A 25,524-nucleotide genomic window follows, 5' to 3' on the forward strand; every position below is an offset into this window, starting at 1 on the left:
GGGAGCGCGGCCGTTCCCACCGGCGCCGGTGCTGTGCGGGGCGTGCGGGCTAGGATCCTGGGCATGGCTGTGACGGTGACCGACGTGGACCGGTTCGAGGCGGCCCGGCCGCGCCTGGCGGCCATCGCCTACCGCCTCCTAGGCTCCGCGAGCGAGGCCGAGGACGCCGTGCAGGACACGTACCTGCGCTGGCAGGCCGCCGACATCGGCCGTATCGAGGTCCCCGAGGCCTGGCTGACGAAGGTGCTCACCAACCTGTGCCTCAACCGGCTCACTTCGGCCCGCGCCCGGCGCGAGACCTACGTGGGCCAGTGGCTCCCCGAACCGCTGCTCGCCGGCGACCCGTTGCTCGGCCCCGCCGACACCGCGGAACGCCGGGAGTCGGTGTCGTACGCGGTCCTGGTCCTGCTGGAGCGTCTCGCCCCGGCCGAGCGCGCGGTGTACGTGCTGCGGGAGGCCTTCGACTACCCGCACCGGGAGATCGCCCGGATCCTCGACCTGACCGAGGCCGCCAGCCAGCAGATCCTGCACCGGGCGAGGAAGCACGTCGCGCAGGGCAGGGTCCGCGCCGAGGTCGACGAGGCCGCCGCCCGACGCGTCATCGAGGAGTTCCTGGCCGCCGCGACCAGTGGCCGGACCGAGCCGCTCGTCCGGCTGCTCACCGAGGACACCGTCGCGATCGGTGACGGCGGCGGGAAGGTCCCGGCCGCGGCCAGGGCGTTCGAGGGTGCCCTCGCGGTCGCGAAGTTCATGCGGGGCCTGTTCAAACAGGGCCCGGCCCAGCGTGCCCTGGCCGGCGGCCCCGTCCACCTGTACGCCACGACCGCCAACGGCGGCCCCGCCCTGGTGGCGGTCACCGGCGGCGGCCGGGTCTTCGGCGTGATGTGCCTGGAGATCACCGACGAGGGCATCGCCGCGTTCCGCAACCAGGTCAACCCCGACAAGCTGGAGCGCGCGACCAGGCAGTGGGCGACGACGGACCACGGCGAACCCCTGGCCCGCCTCTTCTGACCCGCCGCCCACTCCGATGTGAGCTGCTTCACACCGTACTTCTGTCAGGAAGCGGCGGGCCGCCCGGTTCAGGAGGCGACCCGCTGAAGAGCTGGATGACAGGAGCACGGACATGCAGCACCGCATCGTCGTCCTCGGCGCCGGATACGCCGGAGCCGTCGCCGCCGGCCGCCTCGCCCGGCGGCTGCGCCCCGAAGACGTCGCCATCACCCTCGTCAACGCCGAACCCGACTTCGTCGAACGCGTCCGGATGCATCAGCTGGCGACCGGCCAGGAGCTGCGGCCCCGGCCCTTCGCCGAGATGTTCGCCGGAACCGGCGTGCGGCTGAGGCTCGCGAGGGTCACGGCGGTGGACGTCGACCGCAAGACGGTCACGACGATCCCCACCACCGACAACGCCGCACCGGAGCCGACGGACTCCTCGCAGCCGGAGCAGCCGGAGCAACTGGAGTACGACACCCTCGTGTACGCCCTCGGCAGCGCCTGGAACGACCAGGGCGTCCCCGGCGCCGCCGAGCACGCCGACGAGATCGCGAGCCGCCCCGGAGCGCTCCGGCTGCGCCGCCGCCTCGCCGCCCTCGGGGCCGGACAGCAGGTGCTCGTGGTCGGCGGCGGACTCACCGGCCTGGAGGCCGTGACCGAGATCGCCGAGGCCCGCCCGGACCTCGACGTCGCCCTCGCCGCCCGCGGCGCCCTCGGCGACTGGCTCTCCCCGAAGGGCCGCCGGTACCTGCGGAAGGTCGTCGACGGACTCGGCGTCACCGTGCACGAGCACACCGCCGTCACCGCCGTGGCCCCCGACCACGTGACCACGGCCGAGGGCGCCTCCGTCCCGGCCGCGCTCACCCTCTGGACCACCGGCTTCGCCGTCCACCCGATCCCGCGGGCCACCCCCCTGGAGGTCACCGACTCCGGCCGGATCGTCGTCGACCGGACCATGCGCTCGGTCTCGCACCCGGACGTGTACGCCATCGGCGACGCGGCCCAGGCGACGGGCCCCGTCGGCAACCCGCTCCGCATGTCCTGCGCCTCGGGCCAGCCGATGGCCTGGCAGGCCGCCGACGCCATCGCGGCCCGTCTGACCGGCGGAAAGCTCCCCAACACCCCGCTGCGCTACTTCAACCAGTGCGTCTCGCTCGGCCGCAGGCAGGGCCTCATCCAGTACGTCACGGCCGACGACCGCGCCGTACGGGCCGCCCTCACGGGCCGGACCGCCGCCCGCTACAAGGAACTGATCTGTAAGGGCGCGGCCTGGGCCGTAGCCCACCCGACCCTCGGCCTCCCGACCCGACGCCACCGCACCGTACCGAACCCGCCCCGCCCGCAAGCACTGCTCACGACCAGGTCCACGACGAAGCCCAGGACCACAACACCATCCTGACCCCCCATCGCGCCGGTGCCCCCCCCCGAAAGGCACCGGCGCCGTCCCCGGCCCTCGTCAGCCTTGGCAGCAGCCTGCCGCACACGGAAAGCCGGCCGACCTACGCGCTGACCCCGCTCTTCCGCAGCGAGAAGGGCCCCCGCCGGGGCGGCCAGGCAGCAGCCGCGTGATCGGCTGCGGAGCCGATCCAATGCCTGGCCCGGGTCCGGGTTCTCCTCGGTCTCCAGGTCGAGATGGCAGCGCCCCATCCCGCTGCCCGCACCCGTGATCTCGCCGTCGGGGCCGAACGCGGCTTCCAGCGCCTCCTCTCGACAAACACCGCGCTCCTCCCTCCGGCCGGCGAACCGGAGCGGTCACAGCACCGACCAGGGCTGGTCCTTCAGTACGCAATGATCCCGCAAAGATCATTGACGGCAGGCTGCGGTCACTGTGGCATCAAGGCGATGAGGAGGAGATGTTGAACACCACTATTCGCCACGGCGCCGTTCTCGCCGCCACCGCCGGCGTCCTCAGCGCGCTGGCGGCCCATGGTGCCGCGGCTGCCGCTCGGCCCGAGGACGCCGCCACCGGGTACGCCTGCCGGTACGGAGCGGTATCGGTCTCGGACGCGGCCGGATCGGCCGCACCCACCGCACGCAAGCCCGGCGTTCCGCTCTACGCCACGCTCCGGCTCCACAACACCGAGAACACAGCGCTCACCAAGGCCTCGTACGTCTTCGCCATCGGCAACCTCATGAAGAACCGGGGTCCCGCGCCCCATGTTCGGTGGCGCGTCGGCAAGGGCTCTTGGCATGCGATGGCGCTGCACTGGAACAGCAAGACCAACGGCTCGCTGCCCCTGTGGAACTCCCAGGCCCTGGCCCTGGGCACGATCCCCTCGCGCGGCACCGTCACCACGGAGATCTCCGTGTCCTTCCCCAAGAAGTCCATCAAGGCCGTCGACTACGACTTCCTCGACGTGCACAGCGGTGCTTGCGGCAGCACCCGCCTGGACTGGTACACCGGCAACGGTTTCTCCTACTGGCCGTGGAACGGGACCCCGGGCAAGCCCGCCCAGACCTCCGGCGAGCACTGAGGAGTACCCGGGCGGCGGGTAGTGACGTCCCGTCGAAGCGTGACGTTCACCCGCCGCCACTTCCGCGCCGGCCATCGCGACCATCTGGCAGGACTCCCCCCACGCCCGTGGGAGCCGGAACAGTCCACCAAGACCGCCCGGCCGGACGACCCGAGCACTCTGATCGCGCAGGGCGGTGCGGGCATATGTGACATCGCGGAGATGCTGCGCCGCACCGAGACGTCCAGCATCAACTTCGCCCGCGCGCCCCCGTAAAGACCGGGTGGCCTCTGATCTAGGCGTTCTTTGGTTCGGCCTGCTGAACCACCTCGAAGGACCACAGGGTCGAACCCGACGCCGCCGGCTTCGGCTTCTCCCCACCCTCCTCACCGCCGCCCTGGTGTGCCGCCTTCATGGGCCCCTCCATCCACGCCTGGAACGACTCCTCGTCACGCCACCGCGTGTAGACGAGGTAGCTGTCAGTTCCTTCGACCGGACGGAGAAGCTCGAACCACTCGAACCCGTCGGAGTTCTCCACGGCATGGGCGCGATGGGCGAACCGCTTCTCCAGCGTCTCCCGCTGCTCCGCCGGTACTTCCAGTACGTTGATCTTGACTACGCTCATGCCCCCATCCTGCCGGAGGGGTGATCAGAAGCGCGTGAGCGACCAGACCTGTCCGGCGATCTTGCAGCCGATGGCGGCGCGTCCGTGGCACTGCCGTAGCCTCCGTGACCGTGTTCGAGTGGTGGCATGTGCTGGCGGATGACGAACCGCAGCAGGGCCGACATCGGCCGTCACCACGGTCATCGCCCGCCGCGGCAAACGCCGCAGAAAGATCTCCGACCGGGGTCCCGTCCACGCGGCTTGCCCGCTGCCTGCGTGCGCCTGCGATACCCGGCCCGCGAAGGCACCAAGCCCCAAGACGGTGAGGCGAATCCGCGTGACCTTGCGGGGGTCAAAAGTAAGCGGCGAGGCGCGGTACAGCGAGGCTGATCGCAAAGTCGGTTGTCTCGAACAGTGATGTCGAGAAGTGCAGCACGATCAGGTCCTGGCGTGCCAGGCCGCCCAGGAGCTTGACGAACTCCTCGTCGAACCAGTCGCCGTGAGGTGACGACTCTCCGATCCTGAGTGCCGGCACGTTGCGCCCGCCGTACGCGGCGACCGCGGCCAGGATGCGGCGTTCTTCCCTGTCGCAGTGGCGCAGCAGGCGGGGGAAGAAGGTCTGGTTGAGCCGCTCCTGCACGGTCGCCAGTGCCCGGTGCATCGCCAGCTCGTCGATCGGTGAGGAGGGGGCGAGCCCCCACGCTGTCTCCCCGACGAACTGCACGAGCCACGGACTGCCTTCGCAGAACTCGACCGCAGCCTGCAGCGCGTGCTCGGTGAAGCGCACCCCTTCCGCCTCGGCTGGTCCGGTCAGAGCGGCCCGCGTATCGACGTCGCCCAGAGGTTCCAGCCGGGTGTAGCTGAGTGTGGCGCTACGCGCGGCGTACGTGGTGGTTCTCGTCGGGTCGATCAGCTCCGCCCCGGACTGCTGCCAGGAGGGGGAAAGCCCTGTCCCGAGGAAGGCGATGGGCAGCCCGCGCTGCGCTGTCTGGTGCAGCGCGGCGTGCAGGACGCGCAGATGACTGTTCGGCACGGTCTGCACCTCGTCCAACGCGAACAGCACACCGATCTCATGCATGCGGGCGACCTCGCCGATCTCGATGAAGAGCCGCCTTAGGTCCAGGTCGAAGATGCCGGTGTCGGCGGTACCGGCCACGGCGTCCGCGTTGATCTCCAACCGGACCCCGGCCACCGAAACCGAGGCGAATGCCTTGAGGACGCCCAGTGCCCGCTTGACCCGGTCGGTGAAACGGTGGCGGCCACTCATCTCCATCAGCACGTCGCGGGCCAGCAGCGCGATCAGCGTGGACAGTTCCGTCCCCGGGATGGCCTCCTCGGCCCCGACGAACCACCCGCGCTCGCGGGCCCGGCTCACCATGTGATTGAACAGGACGGTTTTTCCCGAGCCACGGGAACCCGTGACGAGCGGTGCCTCGCCGGAGCGTCCGGCCTCCAGCCGGTCGAGTGTGATCTCGAACTGCTCCAGCACGTCGTCCCGCCCTACCAGCATTGCGGGCCTGACCCCGGGGCTCGGGCTGTACGGCGACTGGCGCAAGTCCATGGACCGCAGCCTAAGGCCACTTCTGCCGCCACAACGGGGGCGTAGGACGGAATGGTTTACGCCCAACTGGTCCGCCCCCGCCGCGGTAGGCGGATCGGCTCGCGCCGCCAACATGCGTGACCACCAGCAGCGGCTTGCGGCGACAGCAATGGCGCCGCTGGAGGACTCTCGCGCGGCCGGGGGGAAGAAGGCAGGACACCGTCCCGACCGAGTGGTCTCCGCCGGATTCCGACACCGACAGGGAGATCGTCGCCGTCCCGTACGGCGGGGCACCGCGCGTGGTGGCCACGTCCTCCTCTTGCCGTGCCCGTCTCCCTGGCCGGTGGCGTCGTCGAAGGTCACCTCTCGGCCCCGCCTCGGCGCCCCGGCCCCGGTAAGTCAGAGCCGAAGCCGCAGTCACAGCCACCTCAGAGATTTCACCGAACTCATGTACAACCCTTACTCCTTCACGCGGGTCTCCTGATCGCTGGACATCACTGACTCCGGCCGTCCGCCGGGTGCGGACGGCCCCCGCGTGCCGCAGGAGACGACCCGCATGCACACGTTCCCGCGACTCGCCCTCGCGACGGCCACCGCGGCCGCGCTGACGGGCGGTCTGCTCACGTTCTCCGCCGTCTCGGCCACGGCCGCGGACTCCGTCAAGGTCGCCCACGCCGACTTCAACGGCGACGGCATCGGCGACCTCGCCACCTCGGCCACCACCGCTTACGTCAGCGGTCACAAGGGCGCCGGCCAGGTCGTTGCCCTCTACGGCTCCGCCTCCGGCATCAGCACCGCCAAGCACACCACCCTCAGCCAGAACAGCGCCGGCGTTCCCGGCACCGCCGAGGCGGGCGACCACTTCGGCGAGACGCTGGCGTACGCCGACTTCAACGCCGACGGTTACGACGACCTCGCCGTCGGCTCCCCTTCGGAGAAGGTCGGCTCCGACACCGACGGCGGCACCGTCACCCTCCTGTGGGGCTCCAAGAGCGGCCTCACCGGCAAGGGCGTCGACCTCAAGGACCCGTCGCCGAGCGGCCACGACTACTGGGGACTCCAGCTCGCCGCCGGTGACTTCGACGGCGACGGCAAGGCCGACCTCGCCGTCGGCAGCTCCGCCGCCACCCTGTGGGTGCTCAAGGGCGGCATCGCGAGCAACGGCACCCCCGGCGGCCGGTACACCGTCAAGCCGCCGATCGAGCCGGGCACCAGCTCCTACCCGTACGGCCCGATGAAGCTCACCGCCGGCGACGTCAACGGCGACGGCCGTACCGACCTCGTCGTCGACGGGTACGAGACGAAGACCAGCGACCACTGGAACACCAACTACTGGCTGCCGGGCAGCTCCAGGGGCGTGACCGTCACCGGCGCGAAGGCGCTGAAGAGCGGCATCGTCACCGGTGTCGGCGACATCAACGGCGACGGCTACGGCGACATCGTCAGCGGCGCCTCCTGGGACGCCAGCAGCGGCGGGACCGTCTTCCCGGACTCCGCCAACGGCGGGCGGGTGGCCATCACCTACGGCAGCGCCTCCGGCCCCGCCAAGGCCACCATGTTCAACCAGAACAGCGGCAACGTCCCCGGCGCCTCCGAGAAGGGCGACGGCTTCGGCTGGGAGATCGACCTCGGCGACGTCAACGGCGACGGTTACGCCGACCTCGTCGTCTCGGCCCCGAACGAGGACATCGGCAGCAAGTCCAACACCGGCCAGGTCACCGTCCTCTACGGCGCCAAGACCGGGATCAACCTCGCCTCCGGCGCCCAGTCCTTCGCGCAGAGCACGGCCGGTGTCCCCGGCGACGACGAGAAGAACGACCTCTTCGGCGCCGACATCAAGCTCGACGACGTCACCGGCGACGGCAGGGCCGACCTGATCGTCGGCTCGTACGAGAACGGCGGCGACGGCGCGGTCACCTACCTGCCGTCCAACGGCTCGAAGATCACCACGACCGGCTCCCGGGCCCTGTCCGCGAGCAAGCTGGGCGTCTCGACGACCGGCATCCCGCAGCTCGGCGCCGTCTTCGCCGACTGACCCGCGGGCCGGGAGGGCTCGTCCGGCTCCCGCTGCTGCCACTCCCGCGCACCGCCTCCGCGCACCGCCTCCGCGTACCTCCGGCACCCAAGCCGCCGATCCCAGGAGCTCACGACCCGTGAACGTCCCTGCGAACGTCCTCACGAACGGACACCACCACCGTCGCCGCCTCGCCCTCGCGACGCTCACCGCCGCCGCGCTGACCGGCGGACTGCTCACCCTCTCCGCGCCCGCCGCGTCCGCCGCCACGGCCCACGCCTACAAGGCCGACTTCAACCACGACGGCTACGGCGACGTCGCCTTCGCCGCCCCCTATGCCAAGGTCGGCGGCAAGAACATGGCCGGGTACGTCGCCGTGGTCTACGGCAGCGCCTCCGGACTCAACCCCGCCAAGCGCACGATCGTCAGCCAGAACACCGCCGGTGTCCCCGGCACCGCCGAGACCGAGGACTTCTTCGGCGACGCGCTCGCCGTGGCCGACTTCAACAAGGACGGCTACACCGACCTCGCCGTCGGCGCGCCCGGCGAGGACACCGGCACGGACACCGACGGCGGTTCGGTCACCATCCTGTGGGGCTCGGCGAGCGGCCTGAAGAACGGCACGTCGGTCAAGGACCCCTCCGCGACCAAGCACGAGGCCTGGGGCTCGGTCCTGGCCGCCGGCGACTTCAACGGCGACGGCAAGGCGGACCTGGCGTCCGGCACGGCCGGGTCGTACGCCTACATCGTCAAGGGCGGCTTCACCAAGTCCGGCACCACCGGCGGCACCCAGAAGGTCCCCACCCCGGAGAAGGCGCAGTTCGGCATCGACGCGCTCGCCGCGGGCGACACCAACGGCGACAAGAAGGCCGACCTCGTCCTGACCTACCGCACCGCGCTCGCCTCGGACCCGTCGGACAGCTGGTCCAAGGGCGCCGCCTACCTCGGCGCGTCCACGGGCGTGGTCACCACCAAGCCGCGCCCGCTGAACGGCGGCACCTCCCTCGCCCTGGGCGACATCGACGGCGACGGCTACGACGAGATCGCCATCGGCAACGTCTTCGCGAAGGAGGACGACCACACCGGCACCCTCGGCGGCCAGGTCGTCGTCATCCGCGGCAGCAAGGGCGGCCCGGTCAACGGCGACGCCCCCATGGCCGAGCTCACCCAGTCCGCCACCGGCGTCCCCGGCACCGACAAGGAGGGCGACGGCTTCGGCGGCGCCGTCTCCATCGGGGACACCAACGGCGACGGCTACGGCGACCTCGCCATCGGCGTCGTCTTCAAGGACATCGGCGCGGCCGAGGACACCGGTCTCGTCGTACTGATGAACGGCTCGGCCGACGGCGTCTCCCGCACCGGCGCCCGCACGATCTCCCAGAACACCGTCGGGGTCCCCGGCACCAACGAGTCCATGGACTACTTCGGCTCGGACCTCGTGCTCTCGGACGTCAACAAGGACGGCAAGGCGGACCTGACCGTCGCGGCCGGCTTCGAGGACGAGGGCGTCGGCGCGGTCACCGCCCTGCGCGGCAGCGCCTCCGGCATCACCGCCACCGGCGCCAAGTCCTTCGGCCCGGGCACCTTCGGGCTCTCCCGCACCTACGGCGCGTTCGGCACGGGCCTCACCGGCTGACGCGCACCCCACCAGAAAACCGGCTGACGCGCCGTCATCACGAAGACGCCACGCTCGACGGCGCGTCACCCCACCACCACCGCACGGGGGACATCCATGCGCAAGCGCACCACCCTGCTTCTCGCCACGGCCCTCACCACGGGCCTGCTCACCGCCCTGCCCGCCGCCACCGCCACCGCGGCCCCCTCGGGTCTGTCCGGCGACTTCAACGGCGACGGCTACCGCGACCTCGCGATCGCCGCGCCCGTCGCCAAGGTCTCCGGCAAGTCCGGCGCCGGTTACGTGGCGGTCGTCTACGGCACGAAGAACGGCCTCGACACCACCAAGCGCCAGATCATCAGCCAGGCCACCACCGGCGTCCCCGGCAACCCGGCCTCCGGCGACTACTTCGGCGACCGCCTCACCACCGGCGACCTGGACGGCGACGGCTACACCGACCTCGTCGTCGGCGTGCACAGCGAGCGGATCGGCACCACCGACTCCTACGGCAACGTGACCGTCCTCTGGGGCGGCGCGAGCGGCCTCAAGGGCGCCAGCAACCTCACCTCGCCGCTGCCGAGGTACCGCAACGAACTCGGCTGGGCGCTGGCCGCCGGCGACTTCGACGGCGACGGCCACACCGACCTGGCCGTCGGCAACAACTCCACGCCGTCCCTGAACATCTTCCGCGGCCCCTTCACCCGCAAGGGCAAGGCGGCCGCCCTGGTCGGCATCGACACCGTCGACCAGACCACGATCTACACCGACAAGCTGATCGCGGGCGACGTCAACGGCGACGGAAAGACCGACCTGCTGGTCATGGGCCAGGAGGAGACCGCCTCCGGCGACTACCGCACCCGCAGCGTCCTCTACACCGGGACCGGCGCCACCGGCGGCACCCTCAAGGTCGGCAAGAAGCTCGCGGGCGGCTACGACGCGGTCATCGCCGACGTGAACAAGGACGGCTACGGCGACATCGTCACCGGCAACTTCATGGAGAAGTCGGCCGACGAGCCCAACGGCGGCCTCGGCGGCGCGGTCACCGTGACGTACGGCGCGGCCGGCGGCCTCAGCAGCCGTACGCCGGTCCGGATCACCCAGGACACGGCGGGCGTCCCGGAGAAGGGCGAGAAGAACGACGGCTTCGGCTGGAGCCTGTCCGCCGGGGACGTCAACGGCGACGGGTACGCGGACGTCGCCGTCGGCGCCTACGCCGAGACCCTCGGCACGAAGAAGCAGGCGGGCACGGTCACCGTGCTGCGCGGCTCGGCGAGCGGCCTGACCGGCGGCGGCGCCAAGCTCTTCTCCCAGGACACCGCGGGCGTCCCCGGCACCGCCCAGTCCCAGGACTTCTTCGGCTCCTCGGTCCGCCTCACCGACGCCAACCGCGACGGCCGCGCCGAACTGGTCGCGGGCGCCTACGGCGAGGGCCGCGGCGCCGGCGCCGTCTGGCTCTTCAAGTCCACCACCGCAGGCGTCACGGCAAGCGGCTCCAAGACCTTCACCGGCCCCACCCTGGGCGGCCCGTCGGGCACCGCCTACTTCGGCGACGTACTGGAGGGCTGACCATGCGCGTCCGTACGGCGGCGACCCTCGCCGCCCTCCTCACCGCGGGCCTCGTCCCGCTCGCCGGCCAGGCCTCCGCCGCGCCCGCCAAGTACGCGGACGACTTCAACGGCGACGGCTACCGCGACCTCGCCACCGCCGCCCAGGGCGCCACGGTCGGCGGCAAGGCGGACGCCGGCGCGGTCGTCGTCACCTACGGCTCCAAGTCCGGGATCAAGGCCTCGAACCGTACGGTCGTCACCCAGAACTCGGCGGGCGTCCCCGGCACCGCCGAGGAGGACGACGAGTTCGGCTCGTCGCTCACCTTCGGCGACCTGAACCGGGACGGCTACGCCGACCTGGTCGTCGGCGCCGAGGGCGAGGACGGCGGAGCCGGGTCGGTGACCATCGTCTGGGGGAGCAGGAACGGCCTGTCCGGCGGCCGTGCCGTCCCCGACCCGGCCCGCACGGTCCACCGCAGCTTCGGCATGTCCCTGGCGGTCGGCGACTTCACCGCCGACGGCCGGGCCGACCTGGCCGTCGGCAGCACCGGCAAGGACGTGCAGATCTTCAAGGGCGGCTTCACGAAGACGAACGGGGCCGCCTCCCGGATCGTCCTCGGCACCCCGTTGCAGAGCGGCACCAGCCGGGGTTCGTGGGCGCTGGCCGCCGGCGACGTGAACGGCGACGGCGCCGACGACCTGGTGATCAGCGGGACGGACGGCACGACCTACGAGGACGGCAACCTGGTGTACCTGGGCTCCGCCGCCGCCTCCGGGCCGCGGCTGCAGCGGTTCCTGAACAGCGGCGGCTACCAGCGGGTGCTCCTCGGCGACCTCAACGGGGACGGGTACGACGACGTCGTCACCTCCTACTCCCCGGTGACCGGCTCCACGGTCGGACCCGGCAGGGTTCGCACCTACCTGGGCGGCGCGAACGGCGTGAACGGCTCGCCCCAGGCGACGATCAACCAGGACAGCCCGGGCGTCCCCGGCAGCACCGCGGCCGCCGGCGCCGACTCCTTCGGCGACGCCCTCTCCGTCGGAGACGTCAACGGCGACGGATACGCCGATGTCGCCGTCGGCGCGGAGTACGAGGCGATCGGCGCGGCCTGGCAGACCGGCACGGTCACCCTGCTGCGCGGCTCCGCGGCCGGCCTGACGGGCACGGGCGCGACCCGCTGGAGCCAGAACACCCCCGGAGTCCCGGACGCGAACGAGGACAACGACTTCTGGGGCACCGCCGTCCACCTCGCCGATCTCAACGGCGACCGCAAGGCCGACCTGGCGGTCGGCGCCCGGCACGAGAACGGCGGACGGGGCGCCGTGTGGGCCCTGCGCGGCTCCTCCTCGGGCCTGACGACGACGGGCGCGGTGACCTTCGGGGCCAACCAGGCGGGCCTGCCGGGCACCTGGTCGCTGCTGGGCTCGGCGTTCGCGCAGTGAGCCGAACCGGGCGTCCCTGAGGCGCCCTGAGACGCCCTGAGACGCCCCCTAGGGGATGTCACAGGTCTGCGGCAATGGCGGGCTCGGGTGCCCGAGCCCGCCACACGGATCTCCGGGACCAGGTACGTTCGATGACGTGGCTGGATTCAGGAACGGACGCGGCGGCCGGGACGACCGCGCCCCGCAAGCGCGACCGCAACAACCCGCGTACGGGCAGCAGGCGCCGCCGCAGAGCTTCGGCGGGCAGCCGGCAGGGCCGTCGTACGGGTACCCGTCGACCCCGCAGCCGCCGTACCCGCAGCACGGCGGCGGGTCCGGCTGGCCGCAGGCGCAGGCGCGCGGCGGCCACCCGGGGCAGGGCGGCGGCGACGGCCCGGAGTACTTCGGCGACGACCGCGGCCATGGCTACGGCGGCGGATACGGCTCCGGCTCCGGCTCCGGCAGCCCCGACCCGTACGCGGCGAACCAGCCGGGCCACACCCAGGCCTTCTCGGTCGACGAGGCCGGCGCCTACACGCAGGGCGCGACCTACCACGCCGGCTCGGCGGCGCCGTCCGGCCCGATCGGCCCGCGCCTGCACTGGAAGGACCTGCTGAAGGGGATCGTCCTCGCCCCGAACCAGACCTTCCTCCAGATGCGGGACTACGCGATGTGGGGCCCCGCCCTCATCGTGACCTTCCTCTACGGCCTGCTCGCCGTCTTCGGCTTCGACGGCGCGCGTGCCGACGCGATAAACGCCACGCTCACCAACGCGGTCCCGATCGTCCTGGTGACGGCGGTCGCGATGGTGATCTCCTCCTTCGTCCTGGGCGTGGTGACCCACACCCTGGCCCGCCAGCTCGGCGGCGACGGGGCCTGGCAGCCGACGGTCGGCCTCTCCATGCTGATCATGTCGATCACCGACGCCCCCCGCCTCCTCGTCGCCATGTTCTTCGGCGGCAACGCCGGCTTCGTCCAGCTCCTCGGCTGGGCCACCTGGGTCGCGGCGGGCGCCCTCCTCACCCTCATGGTCGGCAAGTCCCACGACCTGCCCTGGCCGAAGGCCCTGGGCGCCTCGGCGATCCAGCTGATCGCCCTGCTGTCGATCGTGAAGCTGGGCACGTTCTAGCCCTCCTCCAGACACGACAAGGGCCCCCGGCCGGTGTGCCGGGGGCCCCACGCATGTTCCACGCGTCTCAGGCGTCGAGCACCTGCCCGTCCCGCCGCACCACGGGCGGCAGGACGCTCCACGGGAAGTTGATCCAGTCATCGGTCCGCTTCCACACGTACTCGCACTTCACGAGGGAGTGGGACTTCTCGTAGATCACCGCGGACCGCACCTCGGCGACCGTTTCGAGGCAGAAGTCGCGGACCAGCTTCAGCGTCTTGCCGGTGTCGGCGACGTCGTCGGTGATCAGCACCTTCTTGTCGCTGAAGTCGATGGCGTTGGGGACGGGCGCGAGCATGACCGGCATGTCGAGGGTCGTCCCCACGCCCGTGTAGAACTCCACGTTCACCAGATGCAGGTTCTTGCAGTCGAGGGCGTAGGCGAGCCCGCCGGCCACGAACACGCCGCCGCGGGCGATGCTCAGCACTATGTCCGGCTCGAACCCGTCGTCGGCGATGGTCTGCGCGAGCTCGCGCACGGCGACGCCGAACTGCTCGTAGTTCAGGTTCTCCCGCACGGGACTGTCGCTGCTCATGACCGGCCCCTCACACCTGCGTCCGATGGAAATTGAGGTAGGAGCGGGAGGCGGTGGGCCCGCGCTGCCCCTGGTAGCGGGAGCCGTAGCGCTCACTGCCGTAGGAGTGCTCGGCGGGGGAGGAGAGCCGGAACATGCACAGCTGCCCGATCTTCATGCCCGGCCACAGCTTGATCGGGAGGGTCGCGAGATTGGACAGCTCAAGGGTCACGTGACCGCTGAAGCCGGGGTCGATGAACCCGGCGGTGGAGTGCGTGACCAGCCCGAGCCGGCCCAGCGAGGACTTCCCCTCCAGCCGTGACGCGAGGTCGTCGGGGAGCGAGATGACCTCGTACGTCGACGCGAGGACGAACTCCCCGGGGTGCAGGATGAAGGGCTCGTCGCCCTCCGGCTCCACCAGCCGGGTCAGGTCGGGCTGCTCGACGGAGGGGTCGATGTGCGGGTACCGGTGGTTCTCGAACACCCGGAAGAAGCGGTCCAGCCGCACGTCGATGCTCGACGGCTGCACCATGGATTCGTCGTAGGGATCGATGCGGACCCGCCCGGCATCGATCTCGGCCCGGATGTCCTTGTCTGAGAGAAGCACGCCCCGAGGATACGCAAGGCGCGCGGACCCACGAAAACCGTGACGAGTCCACGCGCCCCTGCTACTGCTGCTGTCCCTCTTCTTTCCGCTGCTGCTGCCGCTACTGCTGCTTCTCAAGTGCGACCGGCACGACGCTGCGCAGCCGGGCGCACTTGGGACACCGCACGAGCCGGCCGGGGCCGAGCCGCTCGGCCTGCTGCATCGGGAACGAAGCGGTGCTGAACACGTGCCCTTCGGCACAGCGGACGACGGTTTGTTCCATCAAGTCCCTTGAGTCCCTTCCCCAGGAGCCGCGTCGGGCTTACTGCCGTGACGACGGAAAGCCACATTACGGGATCAAAGGGACGGCTCTCCAGGCGGCACTCCGGCCTGCCGGGCCCCTCTCCCACACCTCCACCGTACGCCCCAACTCCGGTCGCCCGCACCCGGATCCCACGCCTCTGCCAACCCCCGAAACGCACCCGAACCCCACGGTCCAAGCACCGGGGGTCCGCCATGAGGTACAGTGAGCGAACGTTCGGACACCGACTCCGTCGGCGTCTTACGCGGGTGTAGTTTAATGGTAGAACATCAGCTTCCCAAGCTGAGAGCGCGAGTTCGATTCTCGTCACCCGCTCCATGGAGAAGGCCCAGGTCAGCGAACCGGGCCTTTTTGCTGTCCATGATGATCAGTTGTCGCGTGCCAGATTCGTGCCAGAAGGCTTGTCGGGCGCCCTCTGCGCGGCAGCTGCCCGCGCCTTACGGACCGTGGCGTCCAGCCCGGCGGCGACCTCCTCCTGCCGCTCGTCGTCGGAGTGCTGGTAGATCAGCGCCGCCTTCTCGGAGGACTGTCCGGCCCGGACCACGGTGTCCTTGAGCGTGGCGCCGGAGCGCGTGGACAGCGTGTGCCCCGTGTGCCGGAGGTCGTAGAAGCGGAAGCCCTCGGGCAGGCCGACGATCTCCCGCGCCTTCCGCCACCTCCGCCCGAAGGTGCTACGCCGGAACGGAGCGCCTTTCTCCCCGACGAAGAGCAGCCCATCGGGGCCCGACTCGGCATAGCTCTGCAGATGCCAGCGGAGCTCCCGGTGGAGGTACGCGGGAAGAATCACAGTCCGGGTGCCGGCCTCGGACTTGGTGTCGCCCTGTACGCGCCGTCCGTTCATCCGCTCCGGTTCAGCGAGGCGAACGCGGACGCGCAGGTTGTCGAGGTCGACATCCCGGCGGTGGAGGCCGGCCCGCTCTTCCGGTCGCATCGGACCGTACGCGCCGAGGTGGACCATGAGCCGCCAGCACATCCCTACGGCGTTGGCGAGTGCGTCGACCTGGGCGACGGTGGCGATGCGCCGCTCAGCCGCCTTCTCCTTACCGGCGCCTTTGATCCGACACGGATTGCGAGTGATCAACTCGTCGTCCACGGCCGTCTCCATGATGGCCTTGAGGAGTCGGTACGCCTTGGCCGTCATCGTCCTGGCGTTGGCGGTCCGCAGCCGATCGGCCCGCCACTCACGCACGCGCGGGGCTGTGATCTCGTCCAAGTCCGATTCGGTGAGGGCCAACAGGTGCTTGTCGAGGAGATAGCGGTTCGTCGGACGAGTAGTTCCCCTCACCCTCGTTCCGACATTGCTCGGCCTCGCCGGTTCTCTTGGGCTCGGATGGGGGCAGCATGGCATCGGGGCGCTCTGGCTGTCGGCCGTTGCCTGCATCGACGCCGGACCGGATGGGCGGGCCCCGGAACGCGCGCCTCGGCGGCCTGAACCGAGCCGGGAGAGGGATCAGTGGCGGGACGTGAAGTGGACCAGGATCCGGCCCGTGTTGGCCGTGTCGATCTCCACGCGGTCGTACAGCTTCCTGATGTGCTTCTGGCCGAGGAACGCGAGGACGCGGCCCTTGAGCTGCCCGGTGCCCTTTCCGTGAATGATCTCCACAACGGGCTCTCCCGTGTGGTTCGCCTGGAAGACGATCTGCCGCAGCGCGAGTTCGATGTCGCGGTTGTTCCGGAAGATCGGGTGCAAATCCAATGTCAGCAACGTACAGCCTCCTTCTGTCGCCACCTGTGACGACCCGGTTCGAGTGTGTCATCCGGCACCCTGCCAGGACCCCGGTCCGGGCAGGTCCGAACGGATCGCGCCGAGTTCGGGCCGGGTCGACTCCAGCAGTCGGCCCCATTTCGGTTCCGCGCAGTATGAAACCCCAGGTCAGTCGCCTGGGGTTTGTTTGTCGTCCAGCCCGCTCCGTTTCTCGCCTTCAATTGCGGGACGGGGCCGGTCTCCAGGAACAGGCATTCATGCGGCCGGAGTCTCGCCTGATTTGTCCGTGACCCCGACGTCCAGCAGTGCCTCGTCCGGCGAGCCCAGGAAGCCGAGGGACTTCTTGTCGAAGACCCAGACCGTGCGGCCGTTGCGCTCCTTGAAACTCAGACCGATGCCGGAGCGTCCGCTGTGGTCCTTGGCGTCGGCGACGACCGAGACACCCGGGATCTTCGCGGCCGCACGGTAGAGCGCGGCGTCCAGTTCGGGCAGCAGCGTGGCGTCGGGCAGCATGTCGCCGATCTTTTCCAGCGCCGCGCTCTGCCTGGTCTGCCCCTGCCCCTTGGTGCCGGCGTAGATCTTCTCCAGCAGCGCGTCGGGGTCGGTGGGCAGCGCCTGAAGCTCGCGGAACGTGGTGACGTTCGAGTCGGGGCTCAGCCTCATGTCGTGAGTGCCCTTGGAATACGAGGAGAACGGGTCCCGGGGCCGGAACAGCGGACCCACCAGCACCGTGACCCGGCGCAGTCCCGCGCGCTTGCCGTCCACGGCGGTCCAACTCGCTTCGCGCAGGATCCGGACGTCGTGGTCCGAGAACGTCATGGAGCCCTGCGTGCGGACATAGATGTACTGGTCGTCCTTGACGGGCACGGTCTTCTTCGCGGCGGCGACCTCGGCGATGCGATTGAGGAGGTCGACCGCGCCCGCATCGGTCGTGGCGGTCTTGGACCCGACGGTGCCGGCAAGGAGCGTGGCGACGACCGCTGCCGCCGTGGCGAGGGGTACGGTGATGAGGGCGATCCGGCGGCGGGGGGCACGCGCTCGTCGGCCGGGTGCCGTCGCGATCTCGGGGAGTTCCGGGGCTTGCGCGGTGAGCTCTTTCATCAGATGGTCCTTCAGCAGGTCGTGGCGGCCGCTCGTCAGGACCGGGTCACCCGGGCTCGGCAGCAGCCTGGCCAGTTCCTCGCGCTCTTCGGGGTTCATCCGTGCTTCTCCTGTGTCGACCGGGCCGTTTCGGGACGGCCACCCGATACCTGTCCGGTGCGCCGACCGAGTCCCGGCCTCTCCTGCCGAGCCGGAAGGTCCGGTGCCGCGGCGGTACTTCGCTCCGCCGGGTACTCGGTCAGCCGCCCGGTGGACGTACGCCGGGCCAACTCCGCCTCCGACAACGTTCGTAGACGCCGCCTTGCCCGGGCGAGCCGCGACCGTACGGTGCTCGTCGGCACGCCGAGGGCCTCGCCTGCGGCCGCGTAGCTCAGTCCCGACCAGACGCACAGTGCGAACACCTCGCGCTCTGTTTTGCGCAGTCGGCCGAGCGCGGTGTGTGCGGCAGCGAGCCGCTCGGCGTTCTCCATGCGGCCGACGAGTTCGTCGGCGAAGTCCGGCAGGGTGTCACGGTCCGCCGAGCGGTCGGGGAGCCGGGCGAGCGCGGCACCGTGCCGACGGGCGGCGCGGCGCGTGTTGCGCAGAACGTTGGTGGCGATGCCGTACAGCCAGGGGCGCAGTCCATCGCCTTCGGGGACGTCGGCGTCGTCGTCCAGGGCCGCGGCTTCAGGTCTCAGCTTCTCCCTGAGCCGCCAGGCCTCCAGGAAGGTCAAGGACACCACGTCCTCTGCCGTGCTCCGGTCCGCCGACAGCCGGGCAGCATGACCGTAGACGGCCCGGGCATGCGCTCCGAACAGTTCGGCGAAGGCTTCCGGATCGCCGGCGCGTATCCGGTCACGCAGGGAAAGTTCCACAACCAGCCCTGTCCGCTCGGCACCGGTCATCTCTGTGGCGACGATCACACCACGAGCGGATCCTCGAACTCGCCTCGTGTGCGAACGTGAGGTCAGCCGGCCCGGCCCTTCTCGGCCCAGCACCCTTTCATCTCACATGTCGCCAGAACCGATCCTGGGCTCGGCGGCAGTCAAGGCCGCTGGTGGTCTCACGCCGCTGGTCGGCCGGCCGCGGAACAAAGGCCAGGTGTTCGCAGAACGTCCCTGTCCCTAACCTGTCGGGCGACAACGCGGCTCAGGCCACGTCGTGGATGTTGTGCTCGGTCAGGTCGGATGTGTGCCGGGAAACAGTGCGGTAGTCGGCATCGTCATGGAGGACGGCCAGACCGTGATGGGCCGCGGTGGCAGCGATGACGAGGTCCACAGCCGAGGCGCTGCGATGCTCCCCGGCCTGGGCCATACGGTGTTGCACCGCGCCGATCCAGCGCCCCGCGTTCTTCGGCACCGAGACGTCGGGGTAGAGGTCTGTGAACATCTCCGCGATCTCGTCGTACTCGCGTCCGTTCCGGGCACTGTGGAGAAACTCGGCGCGCTGCACGTAGCAGGACGCGATCGCTCCTGCGTCGATCGCGTCGTGCCAGGCCGATTGCAGTTCTGGATCGCGGAGCAGCCGGACCAGGCCGGACGTGTCGAGCAAGTAGATCACCGGCTGTGCTTCTCCGCTTGGTGCAGGCGTTCGGCGTCCTCGACGGCACCCCACTCACGCGCACGCTCGAAGTGGCGGCTGATGCGCGCCGCACGCTCCTGCTGCTCGGCGTAGAAGTGCAGAGCGAGATTGACCGCCTCCTTCTTGGTCCTGACCTTGGCCAGAGCCATGGCTCGCTCCAGGGCGTCGTCATCGATGTCGATCTGGGTCACAGACATGCAGCACCTCCCGCACAATGTTGATGATGTACATAGAAGAATACGTCACCAACATTCGCCGGTCCATCAGTGCCGGATCCCGGCATGTGCAGTCGCGACGGACACTTCAGGCAAGCCAGAGAGGCGATGCGGTCCGGTCGGCGCAGGCGTCGGGCGCATGCTTGGTCGGGCTGCCGGTGGTGCCCGTGCCCACGGCGTGCCCATAAGACCGGACGCCTACGGTCAACAGCGGCGTGATCCGGTCCTTGCTGCCACCGTAGAGGGAAGGCGTCCGCGCAGGTCAAAGCCATGTAGCCCAACCCGAGCGCCGTCGCTTCCCAAGCTGAGAGCGCGAGTTCGATTCTCGTCACCCGCTCCAGCAGAAACCCCCAGGTCAGAGACCCGGGGTTTGCTTGTTGTCTAGTCCAATGCGGAGGTTGCGTGCCCTAGGGGCATTTCCTGTGGCCCGCGCCGTGTGTCGGGCAAACGGTGGTCAAGTCGCTTAGGTGAAGGGCGGCTTGTGGGCCAGGACGTAGCTCCGACGGGGCCGACAGGGCGGCGAGTCGGTCGGTTGGGCCGCTCAGGTCGTCGCGGGCGAAGAACTCGTACGGGCTGTGGTCCTCGGAACGCGGCTTGGCGGTGTCAGGGCGGTGTGTCGGCGCCGTCGATGTACTTCGCCAGTGCTGTCGCGGCGGCCGTGAGGTCCGTGTGGATCATCCGCTCGTGGACCGTCAGGTCCTGTTGCCTGCCGACGACGGACACCGCGGCTCTGATGCGTCCGGCGGTGTCGCGCACGGGTATGGCGTACTCGGTGACGCCGTGTTCGAACTCACCGTGCGCCGCGATGACACCGCGCAGGCGGTCACGGTCGTTGGCCGCCGCAACCTCCCTCGCCGAGTGGGCCGCGTTGGGGCCGCCGACACCGATCAGCTCGTAGTCTTCAAGCAGGGTGGTGATCTCCTCGGCGGTGTGGTCGAGGAGCAGCGCCCGGCCGGCGCCGGTGCACCAGCACGGGGTGACGAGACTCGTCCCGCCCTGCCACTCCTGGGCGAAACCCGCGGCGGACTCGGCGCGCAGCAGTCGGACCTGGACGCCGTCGCGGACGGAGAGCCGTGCGCCCGCACGGTGCTGGACGGCCAGGCGGCGCAGGAGCGGGCGGCTGCGGCCCGGCAGGCCGGGGTGCAGGGACGCCGCCGTGGTGAAGAAGGCGCTGCCGGCGCGGAGTGTCGAGTCGTCGAGGCGCTCCAGGAAGCCCTTGTCGCACAGATCCTGGGTGGTGCGTGACGCCTTGCTGCGCTCGACGTCCACCTCGTCGGCGAGTCGGCTGACGTTGAAGCCGTTCCGGCCGGAGGTTTCCCGGTCCAGGACCGTGTTGACCATCCGGAGGGCCATGCGCAGCGAGGAGGCCGTTCCCATGCCAGATGGGCGGGGTGCGGGGCCGTTCGTCGTCACCTCCGCACTATAGCGAGCCGGTGATCAGGGGAGCCGGTGATCAGCGGGCCGGTGGTGAGCGGGCCGGTGGTCAGCGGTCCGGGGCGGCGGATCGCGGTCGGTCGGTCGGCCTGCCGGTCGGCCTGCCGGTCTCGTGCGGTCCGGTACGGCGCCGTCGACGCCGGACGCAGGACGAGCGGTATGCGCCCGGTGCACATCGGCAGTCCTCCCGGCCGTTTCGGCATGGCTTCGCTGACCGGCCCGCGCACGAGGCTGTCCGTGGCCGGGCCGCCAGGTGGGCGGTGCCGCTGGAGAAGGAGGACCGGATGACCCGATACGACCTCGCGCTCATCGGATTCGGCGGCGTGAACCGTGCGCTCGCCGAGCTGATCGCCGGCCGCGGAGACGCGCTGGAGGCCGAACTCGGCTTCGCGCTGCGGGTGGTGGCCATCACCGACCTGCGGGCCGGCTCGCTGGTCCGCACGGACGGGGAGGCGATCGACCTGGCTCCGCTGCTCGCCGTCGCCCCCGGCGAACTGGACTTCTCCCCGATGGACGGCGGCAGCGCGGACCCCCGCAACGAGTGGGTGATCCGTGAGGTCCCCGCCGACATCGTGGCCGAGGCGACCTTCACCAACCCCACGGACGGCGAGCCCGCGCTGTCGCACGTGCGGTGGGCGATCGAGGCCGGCAAGCACGTGTGCACCACCAACAAGGGACCGGTCGCCCTGCACTGCCAGGCCCTGCGCGAACTGGCCCGGCGGCACGGCGTGTGCTTCGAGTTCGAGGGCACGGTGATGTCCGGCACCCCCGTGCTGCGCACCGCCCGCCGGATGTTCGGCGGCCTCGCCGTGACCGGCTTCGAGGGCGTCCTGAACGGCACCTCCAACTACGTCCTCGGCCGCCTGGAGTCGGGCCTGTCCTTCGCGGACGCGGTCGCCGAGGCCCAGGCCCTGGGATACGCGGAGGCCGATCCGACCGCCGACGTCGAGGGGTACGACGTCCAGCTGAAGGTCATGATCCTCGCGAACGAGGTGCTGGGCGCCGACCTGACCCGCGCGGACGTGCCCTGCACCGGGATCTCCGCCCTCGCCGCCGAGGACGTCCGGCGGGCCGCCGCCGAGGGGCTGCGCTGGAAGCTGGTCGGCTCCGCCGCCCGCCGCCCGGACGGCACCGTCGAGGCCCGGGTCGCCCCGGTCGCGCTGCCCGCCGAGCACCCCCTCGCCGGGGTCACCGGGCCCGTCAACACCGTCGCCTTCCACACCGACCTGCTGGGCACCGTGACGATGGGCGGACCCGGCGCCGGACGCATGGAGACGGCGTACGCCCTGCTGTCGGACGTCATCGGCATCCACGAGCAGAGCACGGCCGGGACAGTCGGCACGGTCGCCGGCGCCAAGAGCCTGACCCTCCAGGAGGTCCGTCGTGGCTGACACCGCCCTGAGTGCCTCCCTCAGCATCGGCATGGCGCCCGTGCGCAACCCCTACACCGGCGAGACCATCGGCTCCGTCTGCCTCACCCCGGCCACCGCCGTGGACGACGTGCTGCGGCGGGCCCGTACCGGGCGGGAGACGGCCCGCCGGCTCTCCCGTGCCGCCCGTGCGGCCGTGCTGGACGGGGCGGCCCGGCTGATCGAGGAGCGGGCCGAGTCGTTCGCCCGGCTGATCGTCGCCGAGGCGGGCAAGACCCTGGTCCAGGCCCGCAAGGAGACCGGCCGCGCGGTCAACACCCTGCGGCTGTCGGCCGCCGAGGCCCGCCGCAACGCGGGCGAGGTGGTGCCCTTCGACGCGTACGCGGGATCGGAGGGCCGGCTGGGCTGGTTCACCCGCGAGCCGCTGGGCGTCATCGCGGCCGTCACGCCGTACAACGACCCGCTCAACCTGGTCGCGCACAAGCTCGGCCCCGCGGTCGCGGGCGGCAACGCGGTCGTCCTCAAACCGTCCCTGCTCACCCCGCTGTCCGCGCTGCGGCTGGTCGACACCCTGGTCGAGGCCGGGCTGCCGGAGGAGGTGGTGACCGTCGTCAACGGCGGCGCCGAGCTGGGCGCGGCCGTGGTGGCCGCGCCGGACGTGCGGATGGTGTCCTTCACCGGCGGGTTCCGCACCGGCGAGGCCATCGCCCGTACCGCGGGCCTGAAGAAACTCGCCATGGACCTGGGCGGCAACGCCCCCGTCCTGGTGCTCGCGGACGCCGACCTCGACGCGGCCGTGGCGGCATGCGTCTCCGGGGCGTTCTGGGCGGCCGGGCAGAACTGCATCGGCACCCAGCGGATCCTCGTCGAGCGCGAGGTGTACGCGGAGTTCCGGGACGCCTTCGTCGAGCGGACCCGGCGGCTGCGGGCCGGGGACCCGGCGGACGTGCGCACCGACGTCGGGCCGATGATCAGCGAGCAGGCGGCGGCCACCGCCGAGGCCACGGTCACGGCCGCGCTCGCCGAGGGCGCGCGGCTGCTGTGCGGGCACGAGCGGGACGGCTCGCTGTACACGCCGACCGTGCTGGAGGACGTGCCGGGCACCTCGGCGATCTGGCGCGAGGAGGCGTTCGCGCCGGTCGTCGTGCTCCAGCCCGTGGACTCCTTCGAGGAGGCCGTCGAGCGGGCCAACGAGATCGACTTCAGTCTGCACGCGGGCGTCTTCACGGGCTCGCTGGACCGGGCGATGGCGGCGGCGGAGCTGCTGGAGGCCGGTGGCGTGATGGTCAACGACTCCTCCGACTACCGTTTCGACGCGATGCCGTTCGGCGGCTTCAAGTACGGCAGCATGGGGCGCGAGGGCGTGCGCTTCGCCTACGAGGAGATGACCCAGCCGAAGGTGGTCTGCCTCAACAGGGAGCCGGTGTGAGCGGCACGGGGGCGGGAGTGCCCGGCGGGTCCGGCACCGGGTTCCGGGTCGAGTCCGACGCGCTGGGGGAGGTACCGGTGCCCGCCGGGGCGTACTGGGGTGTGCACACAGCCCGGGCGCTGGAGAACTTCCGGGTCAGCGGGGTTCCCGTCGGCGCCCACCCCCCTCTCGTGCGCGCGCTGGCGCAGGTCAAGCACGCGGCGGCGCTCGCCAACGGCGAGATCGGGGTCCTGGAACCGCACAAGGTGGAGGCGATCGCGGCGGCCTGCCGGGCCGTCGCGGAGGGCCGGCACCACGACCAGTTCCGGGTGGACGTCATCCAGGGCGGCGCGGGCACCAGCACCAACATGAACGCGAACGAGGTGATCGCCAACCTCGCCCTGGAGTACCTGGGCCACGAGCGCGGTCGCTACGAGCACCTCGACCCGCTGGACGACGTCAACCGCTGCCAGTCCACGAACGACACCTACCCCACCGCCCTGCGCATCGCCGTCAGCGCCGCACTGGCCGAACTCAGCGCCGAACTCACCTTCCTGTCGGCCGAGTTCGCGGCCAAGGGCGATGAGTTCGCGGACGTCGTGAAGGTGGGCCGCACCCAGTTGCAGGACGCCGTGCCGATGACGCTGGGCCGGGAGTTCGCGGCCTTCGGCGTCACGCTCGCCGAGGACGTCCAGCGGATCGGTGAGACCCTGCCGCTGCTGGCCGAGACCAGCCTCGGCGCCACCGCGATCGGCACCGGCATCGCCGCCGAACCCGGCTACGCGGAGGCGGCCGTACGACACCTGCGCGCGCTGACCGGACTCGACCTCACGCCCGCCGCCGACCTGGTGGAGGCCACCTCGGACACGGGCGTGTTTCTGCTGGTGTCGGGGGTCCTGAAGCGTACGGCGGTGAAGCTGTCGAAGGTGTGCAGCGATCTGCGGCTGCTCGCCAGCGGACCGCACGCGGGCCTCGCCGAGATCAACCTGCCTGCTCTGCAAGCCGGTTCGTCGGTGATGCCGGGCAAGGTGAACCCGGTGATCCCCGAGATGGTCAACCAGATCGCCTTCGCGACCGCGGGCGCGGACGTCGCGATCACCATGGCCGCCGACAACGGACAGTTGCAGCTCAACGCCTTCGAACCGCTCATCGGGCACCTGCTGTTGCAGCACATCGGCTGGCTGGCGCACGGCTGCGCGGCGCTGCGCACCCGCTGCGTGGCGGGCATCACCGCCAACCGCGAGCACCTCGCGCGCACCGGCGCCGGCACGGTCGGCGCGGTGACGGCGCTCGCCCCGCGCATCGGCCACGAGACCGCCGCCGACGTCTCCCGGGAGGCGGCGCGGACCGGGGCGGACGTGGTGGACGTCGTCGTACGACGCGGGCTGCTGGACCGTGCGACCGCGCTGCGCCTCATGGCCGCGGACGTCACCGCGGCCGGCTGACCACCCGGGACAGCGCCAGCGCCGTCACCGTGTCCCGTACACCGGGCATCTGGGCCATCTGCTCCCAGATGCCCTGTACGCGTTCCAGGGAGGCCGCCTCCACGGTGACCAGCAGGTCGAACTGGCCGCTGAGGACGTCGCAGGAGACCACCTCGGGGATGCGTTTGAGTGCGGCGAGGACGTCTCCGCCGCGCATCCGGTCCTCGCGGTAGACCAGGACGTGCGCGGCGACCACCGCGCTGTCCGGCCCGTGGGACGGGCGGACGATCGTGTAGCCGCCGATGTGCCCCTGCCGTTCCAGGCGTTCGACGCGCTGGCGGACGGCGTTGCGGGACAGCCGTACCCGCTGGCCCAGTTCGGCGTGGGAGATCCGGGCGTTGCGGGTGAGTTCGGTGATGATCTGCTCGTCGATGGCGTCCATGGCGCGGTGCCTTTCTCCTCACGGGTCTCCGGACGGGCGAAAGCTCCGGCGGCCGGATCCGTCAGGACGGCCGCCGGAGCTGGTGGT

The 25,524-nt window shown here is 71.0% G+C and carries 24 protein-coding genes, 1 tRNA gene and 1 pseudogene; 13 read left to right on the plus strand and 13 right to left on the minus strand.

Annotated features, from left to right (window positions below; genetic code table 11):
- Positions 1-63 precede the first annotated feature (63 nt).
- The 4 genes from sigJ to ACGF5O_RS18960 all read left to right on the plus strand — a co-directional run bounded on the left by sigJ (position 64) and on the right by ACGF5O_RS18960 (position 3,722).
- Positions 64-1,011: an RNA polymerase sigma factor SigJ gene (gene sigJ, locus ACGF5O_RS18945; protein WP_393810992.1), complete on the plus strand. Its 948-nt coding sequence runs from the start codon at positions 64-66 to the stop codon at positions 1,009-1,011.
- Positions 1,012-1,123: 112 nt separating this feature from the next.
- Positions 1,124-2,392, plus strand: coding sequence for an NAD(P)/FAD-dependent oxidoreductase (locus tag ACGF5O_RS18950; protein ID WP_393810993.1), 1,269 nt, complete (start codon positions 1,124-1,126; stop codon positions 2,390-2,392).
- A gap of 454 nt (positions 2,393-2,846) precedes the next feature.
- Positions 2,847-3,467, plus strand: a complete 621-nt coding sequence (locus tag ACGF5O_RS18955) for a hypothetical protein (RefSeq protein WP_393810994.1) — start codon at positions 2,847-2,849, stop codon at positions 3,465-3,467.
- Positions 3,468-3,506: 39 nt separating this feature from the next.
- On the plus strand, positions 3,507-3,722 hold the full coding sequence (locus ACGF5O_RS18960; protein ID WP_393810995.1) for a hypothetical protein: 216 nt from the start codon (positions 3,507-3,509) through the stop codon (positions 3,720-3,722).
- Between the two features lie 19 nt (positions 3,723-3,741).
- Here the strand turns inward: ACGF5O_RS18960 and ACGF5O_RS18965 are convergent, their stop codons facing one another.
- Positions 3,742-4,071 (minus strand): antibiotic biosynthesis monooxygenase family protein, encoded by a 330-nt coding sequence (locus tag ACGF5O_RS18965; protein WP_393810996.1) that lies wholly within the window; start codon positions 4,069-4,071, stop codon positions 3,742-3,744.
- Between the two features lie 331 nt (positions 4,072-4,402).
- Positions 4,403-5,611 carry an ATP-binding protein gene (locus ACGF5O_RS18970; protein WP_393810997.1) on the minus strand — a complete coding sequence of 403 codons (1,209 nt, stop codon included), beginning with the start codon at positions 5,609-5,611 and terminating at the stop codon, positions 4,403-4,405.
- A gap of 535 nt (positions 5,612-6,146) precedes the next feature.
- On the opposite strand from ACGF5O_RS18970, the gene ACGF5O_RS18975 reads away from it, so the two are divergent.
- The 5 genes from ACGF5O_RS18975 to ACGF5O_RS18995 all read left to right on the plus strand — a co-directional run bounded on the left by ACGF5O_RS18975 (position 6,147) and on the right by ACGF5O_RS18995 (position 13,317).
- The gene (locus ACGF5O_RS18975; protein ID WP_393810998.1) at positions 6,147-7,625 is read left to right on the plus strand and encodes an FG-GAP and VCBS repeat-containing protein; all 1,479 of its coding nucleotides are present in this window, start codon (positions 6,147-6,149) and stop codon (positions 7,623-7,625) included.
- Positions 7,626-7,743: 118 nt separating this feature from the next.
- Positions 7,744-9,240 carry an FG-GAP-like repeat-containing protein gene (locus ACGF5O_RS18980; RefSeq protein WP_393810999.1) on the plus strand — a complete coding sequence of 499 codons (1,497 nt, stop codon included), beginning with the start codon at positions 7,744-7,746 and terminating at the stop codon, positions 9,238-9,240.
- A 96-nt stretch (positions 9,241-9,336) separates the two neighbouring features.
- On the plus strand, positions 9,337-10,785 hold the full coding sequence (locus ACGF5O_RS18985) for an FG-GAP-like repeat-containing protein (protein ID WP_393811000.1): 1,449 nt from the start codon (positions 9,337-9,339) through the stop codon (positions 10,783-10,785).
- 2 nt (positions 10,786-10,787) lie between these two features.
- The gene (locus ACGF5O_RS18990; RefSeq protein ID WP_393811001.1) at positions 10,788-12,209 is read left to right on the plus strand and encodes an FG-GAP-like repeat-containing protein; all 1,422 of its coding nucleotides are present in this window, start codon (positions 10,788-10,790) and stop codon (positions 12,207-12,209) included.
- Positions 12,210-12,264: 55 nt separating this feature from the next.
- A complete protein-coding gene (locus ACGF5O_RS18995) occupies positions 12,265-13,317 on the plus strand; it encodes a YIP1 family protein (protein WP_393811002.1) in 1,053 nt (350 codons plus the stop codon).
- Between the two features lie 67 nt (positions 13,318-13,384).
- On the opposite strand, the gene ACGF5O_RS19000 is transcribed toward ACGF5O_RS18995, so the two are convergent.
- The 3 genes from ACGF5O_RS19000 to ACGF5O_RS19010 all read right to left on the minus strand — a co-directional run bounded on the left by ACGF5O_RS19000 (position 13,385) and on the right by ACGF5O_RS19010 (position 14,739).
- The gene (locus ACGF5O_RS19000; RefSeq protein WP_393811003.1) at positions 13,385-13,891 is read right to left on the minus strand and encodes a phosphoribosyltransferase; all 507 of its coding nucleotides are present in this window, start codon (positions 13,889-13,891) and stop codon (positions 13,385-13,387) included.
- Between the two features lie 10 nt (positions 13,892-13,901).
- Positions 13,902-14,477 carry a dCTP deaminase gene (gene dcd, locus ACGF5O_RS19005; RefSeq protein ID WP_133023558.1) on the minus strand — a complete coding sequence of 192 codons (576 nt, stop codon included), beginning with the start codon at positions 14,475-14,477 and terminating at the stop codon, positions 13,902-13,904.
- Between the two features lie 100 nt (positions 14,478-14,577).
- Positions 14,578-14,739, minus strand: coding sequence for a hypothetical protein (locus ACGF5O_RS19010; protein ID WP_351494045.1), 162 nt, complete (start codon positions 14,737-14,739; stop codon positions 14,578-14,580).
- Positions 14,740-15,022: 283 nt separating this feature from the next.
- On the opposite strand from ACGF5O_RS19010, the gene ACGF5O_RS19015 reads away from it, so the two are divergent.
- Positions 15,023-15,096: transfer RNA gene (locus tag ACGF5O_RS19015), tRNA-Gly, on the plus strand.
- Positions 15,097-15,145: 49 nt separating this feature from the next.
- Here the strand turns inward: ACGF5O_RS19015 and ACGF5O_RS19020 are convergent.
- The 7 genes and pseudogenes from ACGF5O_RS19020 to ACGF5O_RS19050 all read right to left on the minus strand — a co-directional run.
- Positions 15,146-16,051: pseudogene (locus tag ACGF5O_RS19020) on the minus strand (tyrosine-type recombinase/integrase); the annotation flags it as partial.
- 177 nt (positions 16,052-16,228) lie between these two features.
- Positions 16,229-16,483: a Smr/MutS family protein gene (locus tag ACGF5O_RS19025; protein ID WP_393811004.1), complete on the minus strand. Its 255-nt coding sequence runs from the start codon at positions 16,481-16,483 to the stop codon at positions 16,229-16,231.
- A gap of 255 nt (positions 16,484-16,738) precedes the next feature.
- A complete protein-coding gene (locus tag ACGF5O_RS19030) occupies positions 16,739-17,683 on the minus strand; it encodes a CU044_5270 family protein (protein ID WP_393811005.1) in 945 nt (314 codons plus the stop codon).
- Entirely contained in the window at positions 17,680-18,468 is a 789-nt protein-coding gene (locus ACGF5O_RS19035; RefSeq protein WP_393811092.1) for an RNA polymerase sigma factor, read from the minus strand. Before ACGF5O_RS19035 ends, ACGF5O_RS19030 begins: the two co-directional genes overlap by 4 nt.
- Positions 18,469-18,712: 244 nt before the next feature.
- Positions 18,713-19,123: a PIN domain-containing protein gene (locus ACGF5O_RS19040; protein ID WP_393811006.1), complete on the minus strand. Its 411-nt coding sequence runs from the start codon at positions 19,121-19,123 to the stop codon at positions 18,713-18,715.
- The gene (locus ACGF5O_RS19045; RefSeq protein ID WP_393811007.1) at positions 19,120-19,341 is read right to left on the minus strand and encodes a type II toxin-antitoxin system VapB family antitoxin; all 222 of its coding nucleotides are present in this window, start codon (positions 19,339-19,341) and stop codon (positions 19,120-19,122) included. The genes ACGF5O_RS19040 and ACGF5O_RS19045 overlap by 4 nt, the downstream gene beginning before the upstream one ends.
- Positions 19,342-19,962: 621 nt before the next feature.
- Positions 19,963-20,772 (minus strand): IclR family transcriptional regulator C-terminal domain-containing protein, encoded by an 810-nt coding sequence (locus ACGF5O_RS19050; protein ID WP_393811008.1) that lies wholly within the window; start codon positions 20,770-20,772, stop codon positions 19,963-19,965.
- Positions 20,773-21,077: 305 nt separating this feature from the next.
- On the opposite strand from ACGF5O_RS19050, the gene ACGF5O_RS19055 reads away from it, so the two are divergent.
- From ACGF5O_RS19055 to ACGF5O_RS19065, 3 genes are read left to right on the plus strand one after another with little or no spacing between them, the layout of a single operon-like run.
- Positions 21,078-22,184, plus strand: coding sequence for a homoserine dehydrogenase (locus ACGF5O_RS19055; protein ID WP_393811009.1), 1,107 nt, complete (start codon positions 21,078-21,080; stop codon positions 22,182-22,184).
- Positions 22,177-23,592, plus strand: coding sequence for an aldehyde dehydrogenase family protein (locus tag ACGF5O_RS19060; RefSeq protein ID WP_393811010.1), 1,416 nt, complete (start codon positions 22,177-22,179; stop codon positions 23,590-23,592). The genes ACGF5O_RS19055 and ACGF5O_RS19060 overlap by 8 nt, the downstream gene beginning before the upstream one ends.
- Positions 23,589-25,016, plus strand: a complete 1,428-nt coding sequence (locus ACGF5O_RS19065) for an aspartate ammonia-lyase (RefSeq protein WP_393811011.1) — start codon at positions 23,589-23,591, stop codon at positions 25,014-25,016. The genes ACGF5O_RS19060 and ACGF5O_RS19065 overlap by 4 nt, the downstream gene beginning before the upstream one ends.
- Here ACGF5O_RS19065 and ACGF5O_RS19070 read toward each other — a convergent pair.
- Entirely contained in the window at positions 25,000-25,437 is a 438-nt protein-coding gene (locus ACGF5O_RS19070) for an Lrp/AsnC family transcriptional regulator (RefSeq protein WP_393811012.1), read from the minus strand. The genes ACGF5O_RS19065 and ACGF5O_RS19070 overlap by 17 nt on opposite strands.
- Between the last annotated feature and the right edge of the window lie 87 nt (positions 25,438-25,524).

The organism is Streptomyces sp. NPDC048291 (genome assembly GCF_043201715.1).
In the GTDB taxonomy this organism is placed as follows: Bacteria; Actinomycetota; Actinomycetes; order Streptomycetales; family Streptomycetaceae; genus Streptomyces.